Raw genomic sequence first — 22,494 nt, forward strand, 5'->3', positions numbered from 1 at the left:
GGATCGGCCTGCATCATCAGACAAGTTCCGTTTCTCAGAAATACCTGAACAGATCATCCCTTTTTGCACTATGAAGTCGTTGCCTGATAAGTGACTTCAGGGCCTTCAGGTCACCTTTTTTAGCACACACAGGAGCTACCACATCAATCCACTGTTTCCATGGTGGCAGCATGTTCAGTTTGTCACATATCCCATCAAGGGTAGCATTAAGCTCGGAATCCTTTATCTTATCTGTCTTATTAACTGCAAGTATCGTATCTATACCAAGTTCCCGGAACAGCTCGAACAGTTCGATATCAATAGGGATCTCATTCCTGTTCTCCCATCTCCTGACTATATCAAGGAAAGTAGCACCATCGATCACCAGTACTGCAATGCTGATCCTGTCAGCATTCTGTTCGATATAGCGTACTATCTGGTCCTTTACGATATCCTGTTTACGGTCCTTTACACCGCTCATAAAACCGAACCCCGGAAGGTCGGTTATAACCATATCGTCATTCTGTATGTGGGTCGGTTTCAATGTCACACCGGGACGCTTGCCCACCTTGACATTCTTACCTGTGATATTTCTGATGATAGAGGACTTCCCTACATTGGACCTGCCTGCAAAAAGTACCTCGTAGTTCACACCTGTAAGTTCATTATTCTTTTTCGCCATTTTTCTCAACCTTCCCTTTACTTTTTTCCTCTCCGATGGCCCTGTCGAAGGCATGAAGGAAATCATCGAAGGACCCCTTTGGTATCCTGGCACCTGCAGCTGCTGCATGACCTCCGCCACTGCCACCGAACTGCGGAGCGATACGCCGCAGCAGCATATTCAGGTCCACAGTGTCACGGGAACGGAAGCTAAGATCATAAACATTCCTCTTGTGCCTGAACTCTGCTGAAAGTCCAACATCTTTCTGCCCATAGGAAGCAGCATATATAGCAGATTTTGACATATAACCATGAGGGTCCACCACATATGCAAGGTTCCTGAGAGTCCTGACCTCTTTTTTTACATGGATGCGCAGCTTTTCCTCAAGTTCAGCACCCTCTTTCGCATACCTGAGCAGGTTAGGTATCTCCGTAGGGATCTTGTCATGAGATAGCGGCAGGACCATCTTTCTCTTAAAATCATAATTCCTGCCCGCATAGATGAGCGCCTGAATAAGTGTGCCTGCCTGAAAGAAAAGACTTCTCTTGTCCCAGTCAAGCAGCCACTCCTTTACAGATGGACTGTTATCGTAATAATCCCCAATCGCACCATATATCGCTACCCTTCGCATATCCCTGCTGAGCCTGTCCTCAAGGACCTTATAGGTGAGTTCCGATGAACAGACGGTCAGGTCATGGTGTAGCCATTCAGGATGAACACATTTCTTCGGCAACGGATGATGATCGATATATGTAAGGTTCGCATTCTCGGCAATTTCTTCAAGCCGCCTGAAAAGTTTCGAACACTTGCTCTCATCAACTGCGATGTCACATATGATCACATTCCTGTACTCTTCAGCAAGGTCCAGCTCATCCACAACCCCGATAGGGGAAGTGAAATATACATCCGCATCAGGATAAGCACTCTTTGCAATAGCACCTGAGCATACACCATCCGAATCCCCGTGTGTCAGGATCAAAGAAGAATTGCGGCCATTCTCATGTTTACTTGATCGGGTCATTGAAACATCCTGGAGTATATATAATGAATAAAGGGAATAGTTCCTCTTTCGTGTGAAATGACACTCATAGTATTTTGTCTTTGGTATCCTTCAGGAAACCGGTGATCGAATCAAGGATGTCATACAGGAACTGTAGTTTTCCATGATCCTCTGTTTCTTCAGTTACACCCGTTTCCTCTGCATTGGTAGAAACGTCTTCTGAATAACCATCCCCATATGCATCTGCCGGATATTCTTCCTCATAGGAACTTTCTATGACCTCAGCAGGGTCCCGGACCTTCATAAGCATCTTTTCTGAATAAACAGTACCCTCATACTCCTTTGAATCCACAAATCTTATCTGGGCCGGAGGAACGGTCACATCCCCTATCTTATCCATACGCATAGAATAGCTCAGTGATATGTTGTCCTCTGCCTTAAGGACACGACTCATACCTGTATCACCGTCCAGAAGAACAGCACCCAGAGGAAGCTGGTCAGAGACTGTCACATGGGCTGCCCTGTCACCTTCATTCACTATATCAAGAATGACATCCACATTACCATTGACATCGACCGCTGTACTCGATAAGGACTTGCTGGCAGTTATGAAAGGACCATGAACATCCAGAGTGGAATTGTTCAGTTCCCTTGAGTAGGTTCTTCCTTCATGCTCAACCGTTATCGAAGTCCCTGCAAGATCATAGGATCCTGGTTTCAAGGCCTTTATCGAGAATTCCAGTATCTTCTTTTCATAAGGGTCAAAAGAAACATTCCATACAGGGTCGGCATCCGGATCGAGTACGAATTCTACAGGAAGCTCCTTAGTGACAGTCACCCTTCCAAACGAATCGTCACCCTTGTTCTTCATTTCCAGAGTGAAGTATGCCCTTTCATCGATGTAGATCTCATCGCTGTGAAAAGATTCGAATTCAAAGGTTGCATTTATCCATGATATCCTGGTTGGGGTCAATGGCTCTGTAGAGTTAGCCACCTTAACACTTATTGTAGCGTACGGAGAAGATATATCATTACCTGTGATGATCTCAAGAGCTGTTACATTCAACCGGTCATCAAAGGCGGTATTGTTGGAAAACTCGGTGTTGTTGGCCAGTATGGCCATCCATGAATCATCATATATACTCCCAATAGTGAGTACCACATAATCATTCTCAGTATCAAAAGCCTTTGCAGGAGAGAAATCAGAGGCCTTGATGAGATAACCGCTGTGATTTATCTCATCTCCCCAATAGAGGGTGTACTCCTCGGCATCGAGCCATTCAACATCATCTGACTGTGCAGCTGCCACAATGCAGAAATTCATGAGCAGCACAGTCAGTGCTATTAACAGGAGTCTTCTCTGCCACATCGGGTAATTACCTGCTGCGTCTGGATACTAAATAAACTGCAAACAGAGCCACGATCATTAGACTTGCCTCGAAACCCGGCTGAACCCTGGTATCCTCGTATTCATCTTCATAATTTGTGGAACTATCGGAACTGCTGCTCTCCTGCTCATTGCTGGTTGAACTGCTATCAGAACTGCTACCTGCTGAACTATCAACTGTTTCAGGATTGGGGTCAAGGACTGTGATAATTGGCGAGTTGGATATCTTCTCACCTTTATAGTTCTCCATGTCGATAAAAGTAGCACTGGTCTCAGAAAGTTTCAATTCTCCTATATCATTGATCATGATCTTGTACGAGTAGGAATAGGATTTTCCGTTTACAGCCACATCATCAAAACTAAGGTCACCACTAATGAAAGCTACACCATCTGGAATAATTTCCGTGGTGTGCACACTTGCATCCCTGTTACCCTGATTCTTTACAGTAACTGTCACAGTGCTCTCATTGCCAGGATAGATCGTCCCAGGGTTCACTGTTTTAGTAAGGACGATATCAGGACCATTTATCTGTATACTAGGTTTGTCAGCTGTAAAAGTATAGGTCTCCCCATCAGGAGCAGTAAAAGTGGCAGTTGCTTCGGGAACTGTGTATTCGCCAGTCTTTATGGGTTTCAATGTATACTCGAATATCTTTGCCTTGGTTTCTTTTGGACTAAAAGAGAGGGTTATTTCATCGTCAAGACTGTCCTGTATCTCAAGATCATCAGTAACTGTATTAGCCACCTTGACAGAACCCACACTATAGATACCATTGTTCCATATACTGACCGAAACATGTGCAGTCTCATCCATGTAGATCTCTTCGGTCACTGTCTTGGTAATAATAAGCTCAACAACTGGTTCTATAGTAATGGTCTTTGTTTCAGTATCCTCAAGGATCTCACCGTTGATATCCTCTGAACTCGTGGTTACATTTATCTCAACATCTGTCTCTTCCCAGTAATGCGGGATCTCAAGTTTGATATCTATTGTATCGAGTACTTCGTCTTCTTCGACAGATACATAATTATATGTAAGCTTACCATCAGCAAGCTCCATTCCATCCACATCGATATCCACATCCATATCATATGCCTTTGCGTCACCATCGTTGGTGATGTCAATGGTAGCTTCAATATATTGGTATGCAACTGTCCTTGGATCATACTCATCTTTCTCGGTCTCGACAGTGATATCCATTTCTGGTATACCCCTTTCATATACCTCGATAGAAGCGGTCGGATCCTCCATGTTACCTGTCCATTCATCTATGTTCAGATCCATTGACTTAACAAATATGCGTATGTCATCACCATTCTCAGTGTCACGGAACTCAAAGCCGGTTCCTGACTGAACAGGTGATTTATCTTCAAGAACGCCATTTCGATAGATGCCTATGCTGACAAAGCCACCTTCATCAAAGTCCTCTGCCTTTATAGTATAATCGTCAAGAGTGACAGTACCACCCCAATGAAGGGTCGCACTGGTAGACTTATCGTCACTCCATTCAATATCATCAAGATCATATGCAGCAGCTGAAGTGCTGAATAACATCAAGATAAAGACAACACACAATAGATGAAAGAGATTATTATGTTTCATAGACATCACTGACTTTTTCGATATAGATAATTAGCATTTTGGATAAAGGGGTTTGAATCCCTGTAACTGAGAAGGTCTGTCAATGACCTTTGTCCTGGAAGTAGAGTCCGGGAGATTCATCAGGGAAGGACGCAGTATCATACCCGCAAAGTGGTCATCATTATGGCTGAAGCCATAACCCGATACCATTTGTCTTTCGGACCTTCTTGACTGGAATGCACCATGTTCACCTTTGGCCTGGTCTCTATGCTTTTCAGCCCCTTTCTTTGAGAGACCTGAATGCATGTCCCTCTCTTTGGACCTTAAGCCATCTTCCTTACCTCTGGTATACCTCTCCTTGACAAGTTCACCGAGTCCGGCCTCTCTGGCAAGGTCCTCCAGCATGGAATATCTTTCACTTACCCAGCCAAGCTCAGAATGCTTATGATAGCCTACTTCATATCCAAGTTCATAGACGTTGGTTGAGAGCTCAGTGATCTCTGCATCTGTTAGCTGAGTTTGCTCTTCCTTTTTAGCAAAGAATCTTACCATTCCTGAACACCATCATTCAAGAAGACCACCGATCTTTAGTCCCTGATCACCAAAACTTACCTCACGCATGTTACAATCATGCTTTGTACCCCTCATTTTAATGATCTGCAATGCACGGGTCATTGTCTTATCATAGAGGAAATTATGCATGAAAATAACACCATGGGCAGCAAACTGCTCTGTGGAATAAGCACTTGGTTCGGTCATTTCTGATATCAGGACAGTGGTACAACCCAGTTTCTTCAGGTTCCTTATGAAACGGCTCATCTCCTTTTCCTGAAGAGAGAGATCCCTTGTAGTGAACCTTATAGCAGATACTGAATCGATGACCAGCCTCTTAACGTTATATTCGGCCACATAGGCTGCGATCTCCCTGAATACCATGGAAGGAGAAGGTGCTTCATGTTCTGCCGTTGTGCTGGTGACCTCGTAATCAGGAGTTATGTACTCGTTCATCTCATCCATGTAACCATATTCCATTCTTGGACCAAGGTCAGCGAAAAGTAATTTCTTCATTTTGATGAGAGTTAGTACGTTCAACGAATAATTTGACATGTCATCGATGATGTTCTGGGGACTTTCGAGCAATGTCACATAAAGTCCAACCTCACCAAGAGCTGCACCCTGTGCCAGGTATTGAACACAAAATGTTGTTTTACCACTGCCCGGTGGACCGCTTACCAGATAAACACGTTCAGCAAGCAGACCGCCCTGCACCAGTTCGTCAAAACCTTCTACACCTGTCTTTATCCTCATTAGCCATCCTCGAATATTTAATAATACAATATATAATATAATAATTGTTTATAATTATACAATGAACCTATTTGAATGCTTCGATTGTATATATGCATATTTAATAAAAATGCATGAATAAATAGATATGTAACAAATACACAATTTCCCGACAGATTAAAATGAGTTCATAATCATTCCTCTTCTATGCAGTTAAAAGACATCATCCCGATCCTTGAAGAGGTAGCCCCTCCGGAGCTTGCTGAAGATTTTGACATTGGAAGGATAGGACTGACACTTGACCTTCAAAATGATGTTAAAAAGATAGCTGTAGCCCTTGATCCTACTGAGTACGTACTGAAAAGAGCTGCCATGATAGATGCGGATCTTCTCATCACCCATCACACACTGATATTCCATTCTATCAATTGCATCAGCAAGGAACTGGCAGACAGCCTGAAAATAGCGCTGGACAATGGCATCTCATTATACTCGATGCATACGAACTTCGACAAGGCTAAAGGCGGCATCAATGATGCACTTGCTAAGAGGATCGGGTTGTCAGATATACAGGAAACACCCATTGGAAGGATAGGAAAGATAAGTCCTTGTTCTGCAGATACATTTGTCAACCATATCTCAAAGAGCCTGGGTACACACGTCCAGTATACAGGTAACAGGGATGAGATCAGTACCGTGATGGTATTTGGAGGTAGTGGTTTCAGGTCAGAGTATATTGATATGGCCAGGGAACTCGGAGCAGATGCATATGTATCATCTGAGTTGAAGCATGATATAATAAGGTCCTACAGTGATATGCTGCTGGTGGATGCTACCCACTATGCAACCGAAAATCCGGGGATGGAGGAACTATGCCCCGTTCTTCTTGAAAAGCTGAAGCTTGATGTTGAGTTCATCGACCATGACCCACTTATCAGGACACTTTGATAGCTGTGATAGTATGGTGAAGGATACTGAAGAACAAAAGCACCAGGACAATGAAGAGATCAGTGAGGATGAACTCGAGGAATTGCTCGAAAGACAGCTCAAGAAAAAAATAGATGATCCAAAGCACCGTGGATATGGCGACTATGAAAGAAGAAGGATATACAGGGGACCCTCGGTTAAAAGGGACCCTGAATAAGATACAAAACTCAATTCTAATTACTATTGCCTGTTATCGATAACCTTCTTTCCGCATTCCTCAGGGACTATCGTAAGTTCCCCTCCCTCAAATTCATTTCTCAGAGGGTCGGTTCCGGCTATCCTGTCCAGCGTCACCGCCACAGCAGCAACCTCTGAATGTGGCTGGTTCCCAACTGCGACGTTCCAGTCGGCCATCTCATATATCTCGAACGGGACCTTTTCAGCACCTACGACGATCATGAGCTTGTCACATTCCTTTATTTCAGGAACGGCATCAGGAAGGTTTATACCATACATGGACAGATGGCAGACCTTACCGCCATCCTCTTTCCATTTCCTGATCTCAGCCTTCCAGCTAACATTGTTCTTAGCATAGAAATCGCCACCCCATCTTGTGGAAACATCGGCTATATTGTCCGCAAGCTTCTGGTCATCCGATGCAAGGAGCATGCCCTTAGCACCGAAGGCCCTTGCTGTCAGACCAACATGAGTGGTTATCCTTTTATCCCTCTGGGGACGATGACCCAGTCTTAAAATAACTATCTCTTCAGGCATATCGATCAGACTTCTGTGACGTCGGCTACCTTCTCAAGAAGCATTCCTTCTACGATTATCGGAAGGTCTTCCCTTGCACTCTTGATAGCTTCTGCAAGTTTCTCTTCCTTCTCGGCATAGATGGTCAGGACAGGGTTACCTTCTTCAACTGATTCACCACGCTTTTTGTGAATCCTGACACCTGCACCCTTGTCATTCGGCGCACCTGCAAGTCTTGCGATCTGTACTATACGCTTGTTGTGGAACTCAAGGATATAACCATTGGTAGGTGCTGTGAGTTCTGCTGTGAACTGACCCACCTGAATGTCCTTGTGGGTCACATCAGGATTACCGCCCTGTATCTCTATGATCTCTCTGAACTTGGCCAGTGCCTTGCCGTTCTTCAATGTCTCAATAGCAAGTTCACGACCCTGTCCTTTTGCAGCCACTCCACCCATCTCAAGTAGCATACCCGCAAGGACAGCACTCTTCTCGATAAGACTGTTCGGACCTTCCATTGTTTCAAGGACCTTAAGAGCCTCTATGACCTCAAGTGCAGGACCTACTGTCCTTCCAACCGGAGATGCACCATAGGTAAGAGCACAATCCACATCCATACCAAGGCGTTCTCCAAGACTTATGAGGTCCCTGGCGAGTTTTCTTGCAGCCTTTACATCCGGTAGTTTCGTACCTGAGCCTGTAGGAAGGTCCATAACTACTTTCTGGGCACCTACAGCACCCTTCTTGGCCAGGATGGATGCCAGCAACTGGCAGTGAGGATCGATCGACAGCGGATACTCGATCCTTATGAGCTTATCATCAGCTGGTGCGATATTCGTTGCACCACCCCAGACAATGACACCGCCGACCTTTTCGGTCATTTCCTTGATCTGCTGTGCGTTGAACTCCACAGGAGCAAGGATCTCCATAAGGTCAGCCGTACCTCCTGCACCGGTTATGGCACGGGAACTGGTCTTAGGGATAAGCAGACCATTGGCTGCAACGATAGGAACAATAAGAAGTGAGATCTTGTTGCCTGGAACACCACCTATCGAGTGCTTGTCCATTATAGGGGAGGTACTGAACTCTATACGTTCACCGGTCTCGATCATTGCCTTGGTGAGCCATTCGGTCTCATCCTCGGTCATGTCCTTGATATAGGTAGCAGTAAGGAAAGCAGCAAGTTCGATGTCATTGAGGTTCTCCTCAACTATGTCCTTCACAAGCTCGTATATCTCGTCCCTTTCAAGCTTGTGTCCATCCATTACTTTCCTGATGATACGGGTGGATTTGGGTTTATCTGCAGGTTCGACCTCTACAGTCTCGGTCCATTCCTTCTTAAGCTGTTCCTGCACTTCATGATACAGCCCTACCATTCCGGGAGCTATCATATCCTCTGTAAAATCAACTATAGCTGTGAGTATGGTGTGGTCCCTTATCCTGACCCTGTCACCTTCGTTGACTCCCAGTTCCTTGGCATCAATGGTATTCAGAACCACTTTGTATTTGCCGACCTTGATATCAATAGGCTGTACTTTTAACTGCATTGTTACACCTTTATATTATACAGAAAAACGCATTAAGGGATAAATAGGTTTATGGTAAACTGAAAAATAAGAGAGGAATATCTGGAAAGAACCAGATATCAGATATGATACATGAATTTAATCTTCAACCGGATCAGCAACCTCGCATTGTATGAATGAACCGGACCTGCTCCTTGCAGATGAGCCGCTCTTACCTGTCAGGAAGTTCTTTGTTGTGCATGCCATCCACTTCCAGTGTAATACAACATGGATAAGTGAGAACGCAACCATAAGAAGACCTATCCACTCATGCATCTGGAGCAATTCCCTTCCATCAAACCCTAAGAAGCTTGAATGATGGCCTCCATACATCAGGACGACTCCTGTAACACTTACTATGACCGACTGTGCTAATAACGGCATATCTACAATGTAATTCAATGTTGTCTTCTTCATTTTTAAACTCCTTTTTTCCCTGTAATTTTCCTTTACTTTTCCTGTGACTGTGAAATGTTGTTGAAATGTTGTTGTTCTTATGAGATGAGTTGGATCGAGACCACATGCTGGTGTACGACATTTTGGTGGTACGTTGATGATGGTTTGTGGTTGGGTGGTGGTATGTTGGGTGGTGGTATCAGACATGTGATCTCGCAATTCCCAGATTCGGAAATGCAAATATAAAGATACTTACAATCAAAAAACAAGTATAAAGCTTTAATTTGAAATTAGAACCATACAAAGCTTCTAAAACTTATTGTACATGGATAAATAGACATATACAGCAATAAAAGGAGTATAAAGCTTTATTCAACCATCCATACCCTTTGGTTAATAGCACCACTGCACTTAAAAGCAAACAGACATGATATTGCCACATGAACAGGTTCATGGAAATAGCGATCGATGAAGCACGCAAGGGAATGGAACACAACCACGGCGGACCCTTCGGGGCAGTTGTCGTGAAGGATGGAAAGATAGTTTCAAGAGCACATAACAATGTACTGAGAACTAACGATCCCACATCCCATGCCGAGATACTTGCTATCAGGGAGGCATCTGCCGTACTGGAACGCTTTGACCTTTCAGATTGCCAGATATATACAAGCTCACAACCATGTCCTATGTGTCTTGCAGCCATCTACTGGGCACGCATCAGGACCGTGTATTACGGCTCTGACAAAGACGATGTGGCAGCCATAGGTTTCGATGACAGCCAGATCTACAATTACATCTGTAATTATGTTCGCGGAGAAGAGCAGGAAGCTGAGCCCGAGCTCATCAATATAGAAAAAGAGAAATGCCTCGAGCTGCTCGGAGAATGGGATGAGAAGACTGACAAACAGATGTATTGACAGGAGATCATCCTTTACAGCTTTTGATATGATCCATATTATATATATTATGAGATCATCATTATTTATTGAGTATCGAGCAGAATAACCAGGAGAGAAGACATGGAAATAGAACTATTCATACCAAGCATGATCTCACTGCTGATCACCCTCTCACTGATGCTGATATTCGACTTCCTGTTCAGGAAACGGAACCTTTTCGCAAGGGAGAGGATAATACAGCAGCTTATCTTCGTTGCGATCCTTATCACAGGACTTTTGTTTACCGTCTTCACCCTGCCGATAGATGTTGAAGACAAGAATCTGGTGCTTACCTTTGTCAGCATAATCATCGGTGCCATAATCGCATTCTCATCAACGACCTTCGTGGCCAATGCAATGGCCGGGATAATGCTCCGGATGATCCTTCCATTCAAGGTCGGGGATTTCATCCAGACAGATGGTACTTATGGAAGGGTGACCGAGATATACTTCCTGCACACCCAGGTGCAATCTGTTGACAGGGACCTTATCACCGTACCCAACCTGACACTGGTCTCAAAGCCCCTTAAGACCATAAGGTCATCCGGGACGATCATAACCACAAGCGTATCCCTGGGCTATAACATACCCCGAAAGGATATTGAGAAGGACCTTCTGAAGGCAGCAGAGATCACAGGTCTTGAGAATCCTTTTGTGCACATTGAAAAACTGGGAGATTTCTCCATAACCTACAAGGTAGGAGGATTGCTCAAGGATATCGAAGGTATCATAACTGCGAGATCAGATTTCAGGAAAAATGTTCTGGACACCCTGCATGGTTCTGACATTGAGATAGTCTCCCCCACATATATGAACCAGAGAGTGCTCAGCGAGGATTACGTATGCCTGCCTCCAAGGGAAATATTCGAGGACAAGGATAAGAAGGAGCCTGAGCCTGAGGTGAAGACCGAGGATATTATATTCGATAAAGCGATCATGGCGCAGATGCTTGACAGGATATACACTACAGCAGACGGGCTTTCTTCACGCAGAAAGAACATGGATGAGAAGATCAAGACCATCGCTGACGAGAGCAAGCGTAATGAGCTGAAAGAACAACTATCCGTACTTGCCCTTAAAGATGAAGAATTAAAACCTGCCATACAGAACCTGAAAGATATTCCCGATATAACTGCAATGCCTGATGAGAAAGATGACACTTATATCAGGATACTGGTCGATGCCGAGAAGGAGATAACCCTGCTGGACAACAGGCACATCGATATTGAAAAGAAGATCGATAAGGTACTGGAAAGGCAGGGATGAAAAGATTTTTTAAATTTGCCGCTATTGAGGAACAGAATGATAATTGGTGTACTTGGTCCCAGAGGAACCTATACTGAAAAAGCTGCAAGGCAATGGATAGAAAAGAAAGGACTTGAAGAGGATACTGTTCTTGAATATTGTGCAGACATACAGGATGTGTTCACCCTGCTCGGGGAAGGAGGATGCGACGTCGGTGTTGTCCCTCTGGAAAATTCTATCGAAGGGGCTGTCGGAGTCACTCTGGACATGCTGATGGAAGGAGATATACATATAATAGGTGAGACCATCGTCACGATCAAGCATTGCCTGCTGTCCAGAGGGAAAAAGGAAGATATCAGAGTTATACTATCCCATCCCCAGGGTATTGGCCAGTGTCGCCATTCCCTGAAAGAGCATTTTCCTGATGCTGAACTAAGGACAACAGGAAGTACATCCCATGCAGCAAAACTTTCCACTGAATTCGAGGAAATGGCTGCTATCGCTTCACCTGAGACCGCGGAGATGTATAACCTTAATATCATAATGCCTGACATCCAGGACCGTAAGCATAACCATACACGTTTTGTCGTCATTACAAGATCCGATGATATGCAGACTATGGAGGGACTGAAAGAGGATGCTGCGGACTGTTCCTACAAGACATCGATCATAGTCTATCTTGACCGTGACCGCCCGGGTGCACTTTATTCCATACTGGGTGAGTTCGCAAAGAACGATATCAACCTTACAAGGATAGAGTCCAGACCTTCAAAGAGAGTACTGGGTGATTACGTGTTCTATATCGACTTCGAAGGAAATATAGACGATACAATTATAAAAGATACGATATATAATATTGAGCCACAGGTAGCGATGTTAAAAATGCTGGGTTCATACCCTAAATTCGATTCCCACTGTGAATCGAACTAGTATCTTTAAAAACACCTTTTACAGGAAATACAGGCAGTGCCAACATGGATGTAAGGGACTTCGTTAAGAAACAGGAAGCTGCACTTAAACGTTACCGCAGGATATACAAACTTCTGGACTTTATCGGGACAACGATCATCCTTTACCTGCTTCTTTTCTACATTGGTTTGGATGAGGTCTTCCAGTACCTGAGTAGCTTTGAGGTCAAGGCAGGCACATCCTATGATATACTGGGAATGAGCATCGCCTTTGAGACACTTGCCCTGACGATCATCGCTTCTTTTATATCTCTCATTGTCACCGTCCTGAGACACCTGCGTGATGACAGGACAAAAGCACTGTTCCTTATTGAGGAAAAATACCCTGAACTGCATGAAAGACTCAGGACGGCCTATGATAATGCAGGTGTTGAGAACCTGATAGTCACCGACCTGTTGAACTCAGTATCCCTGAAGATCAAGCAGGTTGCTTCATCCGCACTTCTCGTAAAAGGAAAAGTTGTGTTCGCACTTATCATCATTCTGGTTTCCAGTGCAACACTGGTCTACGTTGTTGATAACGACGTGCGTACAACCGGATTCACCCCCAAAGAGCTTGCAGAGATGATAGATGACGTAACAGGTGACGATAACGATAAACCGGATGATTTTGTAGTACTGGAAGGTGAAGACGATGACGAAGAAGGGAACTCAGGTTCGGAGGATCTGACAGGAGAAACGGCGATAATCGTGGTAGAAGGAACCGAGGTTGACCTGACACTCCCGGCAGGAAGCGGAATAGGGTTCAGTAATCAGGAAGATGCTGAGGAAGCGGATGAGGATTTTGAACAATCCTCGGCCTACGAGATCAGTATAATCTCATCACAATCATATTACGAAGAATTGCCTGAAGGCTATGAAAGCATCATCAAGTCCTATTTCGAGGAAATGGCAGGCAATTAGATCACACAGATAAATTCACATTCATCAATTACATTCACAGGACAAAGATAAAGGAGATAATAGATGGCTAGCGACCTGAATTCAAGGGATATGTCCCAAACATACAAAATGGCTGGCGATATGTTCGCAACACTTTCCAATGAGATAGGGAAAGTCGTTGTCGGCCAGAAAGATTCAGTGGAACAGATCATCATTGCGATACTCTGTAACGGACATGCACTGGTAGAAAGTAACCCTGGTCTTGGAAAGACACTTACTATTTCCACAATATCAAAGGCAATGGACCTGAACTTCAGCAGGATACAGTGTACACCTGACCTGATGCCTGCAGATATCACAGGAACACATATAATAGAGGAAAGTAACGGACACAAGGAATTCAAGTTCGAACCCGGACCGATCTTTGCCAATATCGTACTTGCGGACGAGATCAACCGTGCCTCTCCTAAGACACAGTCAGCATTGCTTGAAGCCATGCAGGAGAAGCAGATCACTGTTGGTAACGACACTTTCATCCTTGAGCAGCCTTTCTTCATCCTTGCGACCCAGAACCCTATAGAGATGGAAGGAACATTCCCTCTCCCTGAGGCACAACTTGACAGGTTCCTGCTCAAGATCCTGGTGGACTATCCTACCTATGAGGACGAGATCGAGATCGTCAACCGTTATACGAAGTCCATAATGCCAGCTGTCAGCAAGGTGATCAACAAGAACACGTTGCTTGACCTGCAGAGACTCACAAGGGACGTACCTGTTGCCGATGACATCAGGAACAGGGCCATCCAGATAGTCATGTCCACCCGTATCAAGAGCGAATACATCGAGTATGGTGCTTCCCCGAGGGCATCGATCGGACTTATCCTTGCAGCAAAGGCCCGTGCACTGATCCAGGGACGTAATTTCGTCAGCGCAGAGGACATCGACGCAATGGCATATCCGGTGCTCAGACACAGGGTCGTACTTACCTTCGAAGCGGAAAGAAGGGGAGCAAGCACTGACCAGGTAATAAAGGGCATACTTGAGAAGATAAAGTGAATTGGCATCTTTGCCGGGTAAGTCAAGCAGGGCACTTGCAATGAGCGACAAGAGACATAACATCGATGTTGAATTCTTCAGACAGCTTGATCGTTTTACCTTCATGGTGAGGAAAAGGATATCAACTGCATATGCAGGTAGCAGACGCTCCATCCATAGCGGAAAAGGGCTGGATACCATAGGTTACAGAAGCTATAACCAGGGAGATGAGCTCAGGTCCATCGACTGGAAAGCATATGCCAGGTCTGAGAAACTCTATGTTCGCCAGTTCGAGGAAGACAAGTCCCTGACAACACACATACTGCTCGACTCCAGTAAGAGTATGGACTATACTGGTGGAAAGGACCCCAGCAAGTTCGAATATGCAACCATGCTGGCAGCAGGTTTTGCCTATCTTGTCACCAAAGACAATGACAAGTTCGCCATATCCACGTTCTCAGAGGAGATCGATATCACAAAGCCCAGAAGGGGGAGGAAATATCTCCTCAACACCATCGAAAGGCTTGAGACCGCAAAGGTGGGCGGGAAGACCGAGATAGATGAATGTACAACCGTATATGGAAAGGCCATAAGCTCACGTTCACTTGTTATAATCATCTCAGATTTCCTTCAGGACCCTAAGGAGATCGAATCAGCCATCTACCGTTTCGCTGACCATGACCTGATACTGGTACAGGTACTGGACAGAACAGAAAGCTCGCTTGTTATCCACGGCCATAGCAGGCTCATCGACCTTGAATCCGGTGTCAAGATGGACACATACATCAGCGAGGACCTCAAGAACCAGTACCAGAAGAAGCTTGACGAACATGTCAACCATATCGGCGATATATGCAGCAAGGTCGGAGCCGAGTTCTATACGTTCACAACAGATATCCCGATATTCGATGCTTTCTTCCATACCATCAGCAGGAGGAAATGGTAAATGCCCTTTGAGACACCTCTTGCACTTGCAGCACTTGCAAGCATCATCCCTCTTATAATACTGTACCTGCTCAAACCAAAGCCACTTCAGGTACAGGTCCCTTCACTTATGTTCCTTCTCGACATCAAGGAAGAGAAGAAACGTTTCTACACATCGATCACAAAACTCATCAAGGACCCACTTTTCCTTATACAGCTACTTGTGCTGATACTCCTTGCACTGGCGGCAGCAGCGCCATATCTCGAGACACAGGAAGCTCTCAGCGGCGAGCACACGGTACTTATCATCGACGCATCCGCAAGTATGCAGACAGACGACAGGTTCGACGATGCCATATCAAAGGCAGAGGACTACGTCAGTAAGAAGAACAGCATCATCCTTGCAGAAAGCACACCTGTGACCATACTTGAAGGAGAAGGTTCGCAGGCAACCTACGATGCACTGGATTCCCTCGAAGCAAAGGCAACTGTGGCAGACATCTCAAGTGCTGTCTCAGCAGGTATGAGAATGCTCTCTGGAGAAGGCGGTAACATTGTGGTTATCTCTGATTTCGCCAGCTGGAACGGCGATGACCCTGTGAACGCCCTGAAACTGGCGGAATCATACGGCCTTACGGTACAGTTCGTCCTTGTGGGCAATGATGCTGATAACGTAGGTTTCATACAGGGAAGCATCGAAGTCGAAGATGGCAGTTACACATACACAGGAGTTGTCAAGAACTACCATAACAGCCGACAGATAGTTGACATAGAAATAGAGAGACTCGACAGCGGAAAGACGAATACGGCATCCCTCAATATCCCTGCAAGGTCAACAAAACAGCTAAGGATCACAAGCCTCGGAACAGGGATAACCGAAGTAAGGATAAAGGACGATGACAGCCTTCCGGCAGATAATATCGCCTACATATCCATCCCGAGGATATCTGACAGGGAACTGCTCTATGTCACAGATACCGATGACCTGCCATCAGAAGTGGCACTCTCGCTTATACCCAACATTGACCTCAAGCAGCTTGAAGGAATACCTGATGACCTTTCCGGATACAACATCGTCGTTATCGCCAACAAGGAAAGAGCACTTGCAGGAAATGAGATCGCAACCCTCAGCAGCTATCTGAACAATGGCGGCAGGGCTGTTTTCATTGCCAGTGAGGCGTTATCATCTGAAAATGCCCTGACGGAACTGGAGGAACTGCTTCCTGTGAGACCGCTGACCGTTGAAGATGCGGAAGATGGTGTTACCCTTGAAGTGGTACAGGAAACAAGGCTCAGTGAGGACATCAAATACGAAGAGGTTGCCATGTATCAGTACCTCAACGTTACCGGTAGGATAGACTCCACCACTCTTGTGGCTACGGAAGAGGAAATACCGATGCTTGTATATGGTTCAGTTGGTGATGGTACAGTAGTCTATTTCGGTATCAATGACCTTACAGGTGAGGAAGCATGGAACAACTTCCACAACCTTCCTGAATACCCCGTGTTCTGGTTCAAGCTGGCAGGATGGCTGGGAGGCACGGGCAGCGTGCAGGAGTACAACCTCAAGACAGGAACTATCTCAGCCCTTGCAAAAGAACTGGAAATTACAACACCTTCAGGTACAGAGACCGTGAGCCGTGTCCTGTATGACCAGACAGGTGTATATAAGGTGGCAGGAAAGGAGATCGCTGTGAACCTGTACAACGATAAGGAATCTGACACCAGCCTTGAAGGGGACGATGTTATAGAACGTGCACAGGCAGACGATGAACCGGGCCTTGTACGTGCAAGCTCCTACACGGCAAAGAACTATCTGGACACTTATATGATAATAATCGTTTTCGCACTGGTCATACTTGAACTGTTGATAATAAGAAAGAGAGGTGAACTCTGATGGTGCAGTTCGAGAACATAGAAGTATTGGCACTTATCGTACCTGTTGTCATTGCAGGCCTGTTCCTTATGAAAAGGAGTGAGAGGAAAGGCCTTGTTATCTCACGCATATTTGTCGCCATACTTCTGGTGACAGCCCTTGCATCACCTTTCACACTGGTACCAAGGGTCACGAGCGATGACAATCCAGACCTTGTTATAATCTCGGACGAGACCGACAGTATGGCATTGTTCGAGAATGATACATCTACCGAACTTTATGAAGCATTGACCTCAAAGACCCCCACATCACTTGTCAGGTTGACAGGTGAGAGCACTGCACTTGGAGATGCCATAGTACAGTATTCCACCGGCGAGAACCAGATAGTTCTTGTTACCGATGGAAACAGTAACTCAGGAGAGGATCTTGAGGATGCACTACTATTCGCACAGGAGACAGGCACAACAGTCTACCTTGTACAGCCCGATCTTGAGGAGAACGACCTGAGCGTACAGATAGAAGGCGACAAGACGGTCACATACAAGAACGAGAACCAGTATGAGATCGTTGTTTCCCAGGCTATGGAAGAAGAGGTCTCATACAGCTATGAACTTTACAGTGATGATACGCTCATCAGAAGCGGCAAGGTCACACAGACCGAACGCGAGAAGAGGATAATCGTACCACAGGTGACATTCTCCAAACTTGGAGCACACACCCTGAAAGCTGTTATCAAACCTTCAGGTTCTGATGTAGATAATATCAATAATGTGTTCTACAAGTCGATCTATACAATCCCAAAACCGGACATACGTGCGATCAATCTTGACACAGGTTCCCCGCTTGGTGATATACTCCTGAACCTCTATGACGTGTCATCATCAGGAGAGCTCAATAATATAGATGATAAAAAGGCGATCATCATCGACAACACTCATGCTAATACATTTACCGAGACCGAAGTACAGGAACTTAAAACCTACCTGAATGACGGAAGAGGGATCGTTGTGATCGGCGGAGACGGTTCTTACAATTTCGGCGATTACCTTGACTCACCAATAGAGGAAATACTTCCTGTGGTCTCAAAACCGACCGACTGGAGCGGAGGCAGGAATATCGTACTTGTAATGGATATATCCCAGAGTACGGCTGCTCACCAGACACTTGATGACATACTTGGAAATGCCCTCTTCATACTGAACAATGAAGACCTCAGGGATGCTTCACTTGGAGTTATCGCCTTTGGAAGTGAAGGTATGGATGTCTCAGGAGGACTTCTGTTCCTTGGAACAGCAGCCAATCTTGAGATGCTGGAAGAGGAGATCCTTACACTGACACCGGGTGCTACCAGTGAGACATCACTCGATCAGGGTCTTGTGATAGCTGAAGAATGGCTGGGAGATGAATCAGGAGAGCTGGAAATTATCATCATTTCAGACGGTGGCATCGAGAAATCATATGATGACAGTCTCGAGATAGCACAGGATATTGTAAATGAAGGTGTGAACCTCTACTATGTACACGTCAGGTCAAGTGCACCGTCACAGATAGATGACCGCGGTAATTTCTATGCAGAGGAACTCATGGACGAGGTCGGAGGGGTTTACTTCCATATAGAACAGGAAGAAAGAGCGAATATCCAGTTCGAGGACATTGAACCAGCAGATGAGGAAGAAGAGGAAACTGAAGCCGGAACCTTCCAGCTCATCGAATACAATACCAAGCATTTTATCACGAAGAACATCGAGCTTGATGGCAGTATCACAGGATACAATGATGTCACGCCAAAGGCCGGTGCTGACAGGGTCATCATCACCAGTACCGGAAAGCCGGTGCTTACCACCTGGAGATACGGTCTCGGAAGGGTGGCCGCCCTTACAACCGATAACGGACAGGGGGGAGACAACATGTGGGCCACGCAGATGTACTCCGGCAACAATTCAAAGCTGATCTCATCCACTGTGAACTGGGCTATCGGCAACCCAAGGGAGGAGACAGGTGCTGTTGTCGAGGCAGAGGACACATGGTATGGAACACCTGTGACGATCGAGCTCACAATGTACGATGAAGGCATCCCTACCCTGAAGCTTGATGACGATGAGGTCGACCTTTCACTTACAGGCACGAATATCTATGAGGCTGTTATCGAGCCGGGTTCCATAGGTATACATGACCTTTCAGGTTATCCAGTTGCAGTGAACTATGCACTGGAGTACCGTGATGTAGGACTCAATGAGGAACTTCCGTCACTTATCAAGGCATACGGTGGAAGCACCTATACAGTGAATCAGGCAAGGAACAACCTTCTGGAAGAGGCTCAGGGTAATTCCGAGAAGCTGGTACGTGACAGTGTCAGCCAGAAGATCTACTTCCTGCTGGCAGCCCTAATCATCTTCCTTGGTGAGGTAATCCTGAGAAGGATAAGAGAGATCAGGGAAATGAAGAAGCTTGAACAGGAGATCAGGACATAAGCTGATCGCCTGAAGCTATTCACTTATTTTACTTTTTTCATGCAGTCATACTTTATTTATTCATTTGTCAGATCTTATAAATATGACCTGTAACTTTATTTATCAGAACACATCATAATAAAATGAGTGAGTGTTAACAGATCGATGATATAATACAGTGGGACTATCATTTGATCATTGGTTCATTGTGAACATGACAGAGTCACAACCATAGTGGGATATGGAGCATTCTAAAAGGAATGCCACAAAGGGTAGATTCAAGTGATGCAGGAACAGGTATTGAAAATACTGTTCATAGAGGACATGCCGGAAGATGTCGAACTGGCTAAAAGGAAGATAAGGGAGAGTGGCATCACTTTTGAAACATATGTTGCCGGGAACGAGGATGAATTCCTGAGAGGGCTATATAAGTTCAAACCCGACATTATCATCTCGGATTATCTTCTACTGGAATTCGATGGCATGAAAGCACTTGAGATCACTCTCACCTATGACGATACCATCCCATTCATGATCCTTACCAGATCTGCAAATGAAGAGCTGATAGTCGATGCCATGAAAGCAGGAGCTAATGACTACCTGTTGAAGGAACGTATCAACAGATTGCCCTTTGCCATAAAAGAAGCAATGGAAAAACGAAATGCTCTGAAAGAAACAAAAAAGGCAATTGGATCACTGGAATTCCTCTCCCAGATCATAGAACAATCACCTTATGCTGTTGTTTCCACTGATATGCATGGTACGATAACAAGCTGGAATAAGAGTGCAGAGAGGCTTTATGGCTATTCTGCAAACGAGGCCCTTGGCCAGAATATATCACTCGTCTACCTTGAAAGTGACTTTGTTATCCTTCAAAAAGATATCATTGAGCCACTTATCGAAAATGGATCTAACCATAAACAGGTTCGCCTGAAACGTAAAGATGGGACGACATTTACCGGTTCCCTGTCCCTCTGGACCATCAGGGGCCGAGCCGGACAGCCAATAGGAATGGTCGGATACGCCCTTGACATCACAAAAGAAAAAGAGGCAGAAAGTGCCCTAAAAGAAAGTGAGGAAAGATACAGGCTGCTTGCTGAGAATACACTGGATTGCATCTGGATGATGAATACCGATCTGGTCTTTACCTATGTGAATCCGGCAATATACACCATGCTGGGCTTTACTCCTGAAGAATGGATCGGATCAAAACTAAGTGACCACTGTGATGAAGAGAACTTCAGGAAAATGCTTGGGTATGCACAGGCCGGAATGGCAGACCCCAATAATTTTACGAGTATCACATTCCAGACAGAGTTCTTTAACATAAATGGAAAGAGGGTGCCTGTTGAGATAATCGGGAAAGTGCTGACAGATGAAGACGGAAGAACCATTGCCCTTCAAGGTACTACAAAAGATATAACAAATAAATTACTCGCTGAGAAGGCATTGAAAGAAAGCGAGGAAAGACTCAAACTTGCAATGAAGGTCTCAGAACATGGTTTCTGGGAATGGGACATTGAAAGTGATAATTTCTACTTCAGCCCCGGTTCATATAAGATGTTCGGATATGAGGATGAAGAGTTCCCTATGTCCATTGAGAAATGGAAAGAGATGATGCATCCCGATGACAGGAAAAATATAATGCCGGTCATCATCAGGTCAATTGAAGAAGGAGGAGCCTTCAATTTTGAAATAAGGATGTTGACAATATCCGGAAAATGGAGATGGATACTGGCAAAGGGATCCACATTCAAGGGGGAAAATAAGAACCGAAGAGCAATTGGAACCCTTGTTGACATAACTGAAAGGAAAAAAGCAGAAGAACAGATGATATTGGCAAGGATAGCGGCAGAGGATGCGAATCGCTGCAAGAACGAATTGCTTGCGAACATGAACCATGAACTGAGAACCCCGCTTAGTTCAGTGATCGGTTATTCAGATGTTCTTCTTGACCCCGGGAATGATAATCTTACTAGCGAACAGAAAAAGCATTTAATGACCATTAATACTGCAGGCTGCAAACTATTGAACCTTGTCAACAATATGCTCGACCTGGCACATATTGAATCGGATGATATGACGATCAGGTTCAGCAAATTCGATCCTGTCAAAAGCATTGAAAAGATGATCGAAGGAACAACTCTACTTGCAAAGAAAAAGAGGATCACGATCGATGTCAATGTCCATGAGAACATTACAGATATCACTGCAGACATAGACAAGTTCAGGAAGATCGTCTACAACCTTATAGAGAATGCTCTGAAATTCACACCAGAGAACGGAACGGTCACTGTAGATGTAATGATCAGGAATGACGATATCGAGGTCTCTGTTGAAGATACAGGGATCGGTATTAATGAAAGCGACAGGAAGAGGATATTCGATCCCTTTGTACAGGTAGATGGTTCCCACACGCGGGGGTTCGGTGGAGCAGGACTTGGACTGGTACTTGTAAAAGAATACCTGAAAATGCAGAAAGGAACGATCTGGGTTGAAAGTGAGAACGGAAAGGGTAGTAAATTCACATTCAGAATACCTGTGTCACCTCTTTTCAGAGGTAACGATATATAGGGACAGTGACAAAATGAATGTTAAGTGTGTTATGTGGGAAAGCTCTCAAGCATCGTAATGTAAGC

20 protein-coding genes are annotated in these 22,494 nt (G+C 45.0%); 11 read left to right on the forward strand and 9 right to left on the reverse strand.

Annotated features, from left to right (window positions below; translation table 11 throughout):
- Positions 1-34 precede the first annotated feature (34 nt).
- The 6 genes from engB to V7O63_RS10530 all read right to left on the reverse strand — a co-directional run bounded on the left by engB (position 35) and on the right by V7O63_RS10530 (position 5,917).
- On the reverse strand, positions 35-661 hold the full coding sequence (engB, locus tag V7O63_RS10505) for a GTP-binding protein EngB (RefSeq protein ID WP_340818473.1): 627 nt from the start codon (positions 659-661) through the stop codon (positions 35-37).
- Entirely contained in the window at positions 645-1,661 is a 1,017-nt protein-coding gene (locus V7O63_RS10510; protein WP_340818475.1) for a DHHA1 domain-containing protein, read from the reverse strand. The genes engB and V7O63_RS10510 overlap by 17 nt, the downstream gene beginning before the upstream one ends.
- Before the next feature lie 64 nt (positions 1,662-1,725).
- Positions 1,726-3,009, reverse strand: a complete 1,284-nt coding sequence (locus tag V7O63_RS10515; protein ID WP_340818477.1) for a hypothetical protein — start codon at positions 3,007-3,009, stop codon at positions 1,726-1,728.
- A gap of 7 nt (positions 3,010-3,016) precedes the next feature.
- On the reverse strand, positions 3,017-4,582 hold the full coding sequence (locus V7O63_RS10520; RefSeq protein ID WP_340818478.1) for a CARDB domain-containing protein: 1,566 nt from the start codon (positions 4,580-4,582) through the stop codon (positions 3,017-3,019).
- Between the two features lie 78 nt (positions 4,583-4,660).
- Positions 4,661-5,161, reverse strand: a complete 501-nt coding sequence (locus tag V7O63_RS10525; RefSeq protein ID WP_340818479.1) for a hypothetical protein — start codon at positions 5,159-5,161, stop codon at positions 4,661-4,663.
- Between the two features lie 12 nt (positions 5,162-5,173).
- Positions 5,174-5,917: an ATPase domain-containing protein gene (locus V7O63_RS10530; RefSeq protein WP_340818480.1), complete on the reverse strand. Its 744-nt coding sequence runs from the start codon at positions 5,915-5,917 to the stop codon at positions 5,174-5,176.
- A 186-nt stretch (positions 5,918-6,103) separates the two neighbouring features.
- On the opposite strand from V7O63_RS10530, the gene V7O63_RS10535 reads away from it, so the two are divergent.
- Entirely contained in the window at positions 6,104-6,844 is a 741-nt protein-coding gene (locus V7O63_RS10535) for a Nif3-like dinuclear metal center hexameric protein (RefSeq protein ID WP_340818481.1), read from the forward strand.
- A 13-nt stretch (positions 6,845-6,857) separates the two neighbouring features.
- The gene (locus V7O63_RS10540) at positions 6,858-7,040 is read left to right on the forward strand and encodes a hypothetical protein (RefSeq protein WP_340818482.1); all 183 of its coding nucleotides are present in this window, start codon (positions 6,858-6,860) and stop codon (positions 7,038-7,040) included.
- Between the two features lie 23 nt (positions 7,041-7,063).
- On the opposite strand, the gene V7O63_RS10545 is transcribed toward V7O63_RS10540, so the two are convergent.
- The 3 genes from V7O63_RS10545 to V7O63_RS10555 all read right to left on the reverse strand — a co-directional run bounded on the left by V7O63_RS10545 (position 7,064) and on the right by V7O63_RS10555 (position 9,558).
- Complete coding sequence (locus V7O63_RS10545) at positions 7,064-7,597, reverse strand: tRNA (cytidine(56)-2'-O)-methyltransferase (protein WP_340818483.1); 534 nt, start codon at positions 7,595-7,597, stop codon at positions 7,064-7,066.
- 5 nt (positions 7,598-7,602) lie between these two features.
- Positions 7,603-9,123, reverse strand: a complete 1,521-nt coding sequence (locus V7O63_RS10550) for an AMP phosphorylase (protein ID WP_340818485.1) — start codon at positions 9,121-9,123, stop codon at positions 7,603-7,605.
- 117 nt (positions 9,124-9,240) lie between these two features.
- On the reverse strand, positions 9,241-9,558 hold the full coding sequence (locus V7O63_RS10555) for a DUF4405 domain-containing protein (protein WP_340818486.1): 318 nt from the start codon (positions 9,556-9,558) through the stop codon (positions 9,241-9,243).
- Positions 9,559-9,977: 419 nt separating this feature from the next.
- Here V7O63_RS10555 and V7O63_RS10560 point away from each other — a divergent pair, with 419 nt between their 5' ends.
- The 9 genes from V7O63_RS10560 to V7O63_RS10600 all read left to right on the forward strand — a co-directional run bounded on the left by V7O63_RS10560 (position 9,978) and on the right by V7O63_RS10600 (position 22,429).
- Positions 9,978-10,454, forward strand: coding sequence for a nucleoside deaminase (locus V7O63_RS10560; RefSeq protein ID WP_340818487.1), 477 nt, complete (start codon positions 9,978-9,980; stop codon positions 10,452-10,454).
- 102 nt (positions 10,455-10,556) lie between these two features.
- Complete coding sequence (locus V7O63_RS10565; protein WP_340818488.1) at positions 10,557-11,741, forward strand: mechanosensitive ion channel domain-containing protein; 1,185 nt, start codon at positions 10,557-10,559, stop codon at positions 11,739-11,741.
- 36 nt (positions 11,742-11,777) lie between these two features.
- On the forward strand, positions 11,778-12,650 hold the full coding sequence (gene pheA, locus V7O63_RS10570) for a prephenate dehydratase (protein ID WP_340818489.1): 873 nt from the start codon (positions 11,778-11,780) through the stop codon (positions 12,648-12,650).
- Between the two features lie 44 nt (positions 12,651-12,694).
- Entirely contained in the window at positions 12,695-13,591 is an 897-nt protein-coding gene (locus V7O63_RS10575) for a hypothetical protein (RefSeq protein ID WP_340818490.1), read from the forward strand.
- Positions 13,592-13,654: 63 nt separating this feature from the next.
- Entirely contained in the window at positions 13,655-14,626 is a 972-nt protein-coding gene (locus V7O63_RS10580; RefSeq protein ID WP_340818491.1) for a MoxR family ATPase, read from the forward strand.
- Between the two features lie 40 nt (positions 14,627-14,666).
- Positions 14,667-15,551: a DUF58 domain-containing protein gene (locus V7O63_RS10585; RefSeq protein WP_340820836.1), complete on the forward strand. Its 885-nt coding sequence runs from the start codon at positions 14,667-14,669 to the stop codon at positions 15,549-15,551.
- On the forward strand, positions 15,552-17,426 hold the full coding sequence (locus tag V7O63_RS10590; protein ID WP_340818492.1) for a VWA domain-containing protein: 1,875 nt from the start codon (positions 15,552-15,554) through the stop codon (positions 17,424-17,426).
- The gene (locus V7O63_RS10595; protein WP_340818493.1) at positions 17,426-19,876 is read left to right on the forward strand and encodes a hypothetical protein; all 2,451 of its coding nucleotides are present in this window, start codon (positions 17,426-17,428) and stop codon (positions 19,874-19,876) included. The genes V7O63_RS10590 and V7O63_RS10595 overlap by 1 nt, the downstream gene beginning before the upstream one ends.
- 264 nt (positions 19,877-20,140) lie before the next feature.
- Entirely contained in the window at positions 20,141-22,429 is a 2,289-nt protein-coding gene (locus V7O63_RS10600) for a PAS domain S-box protein (protein ID WP_340818494.1), read from the forward strand.
- Positions 22,430-22,494 lie beyond the last annotated feature (65 nt).

It is taken from the genome of Methanolobus sp. WCC4, from assembly GCF_038022665.1.
Lineage (GTDB): Archaea > Halobacteriota > Methanosarcinia > Methanosarcinales > Methanosarcinaceae > Methanolobus.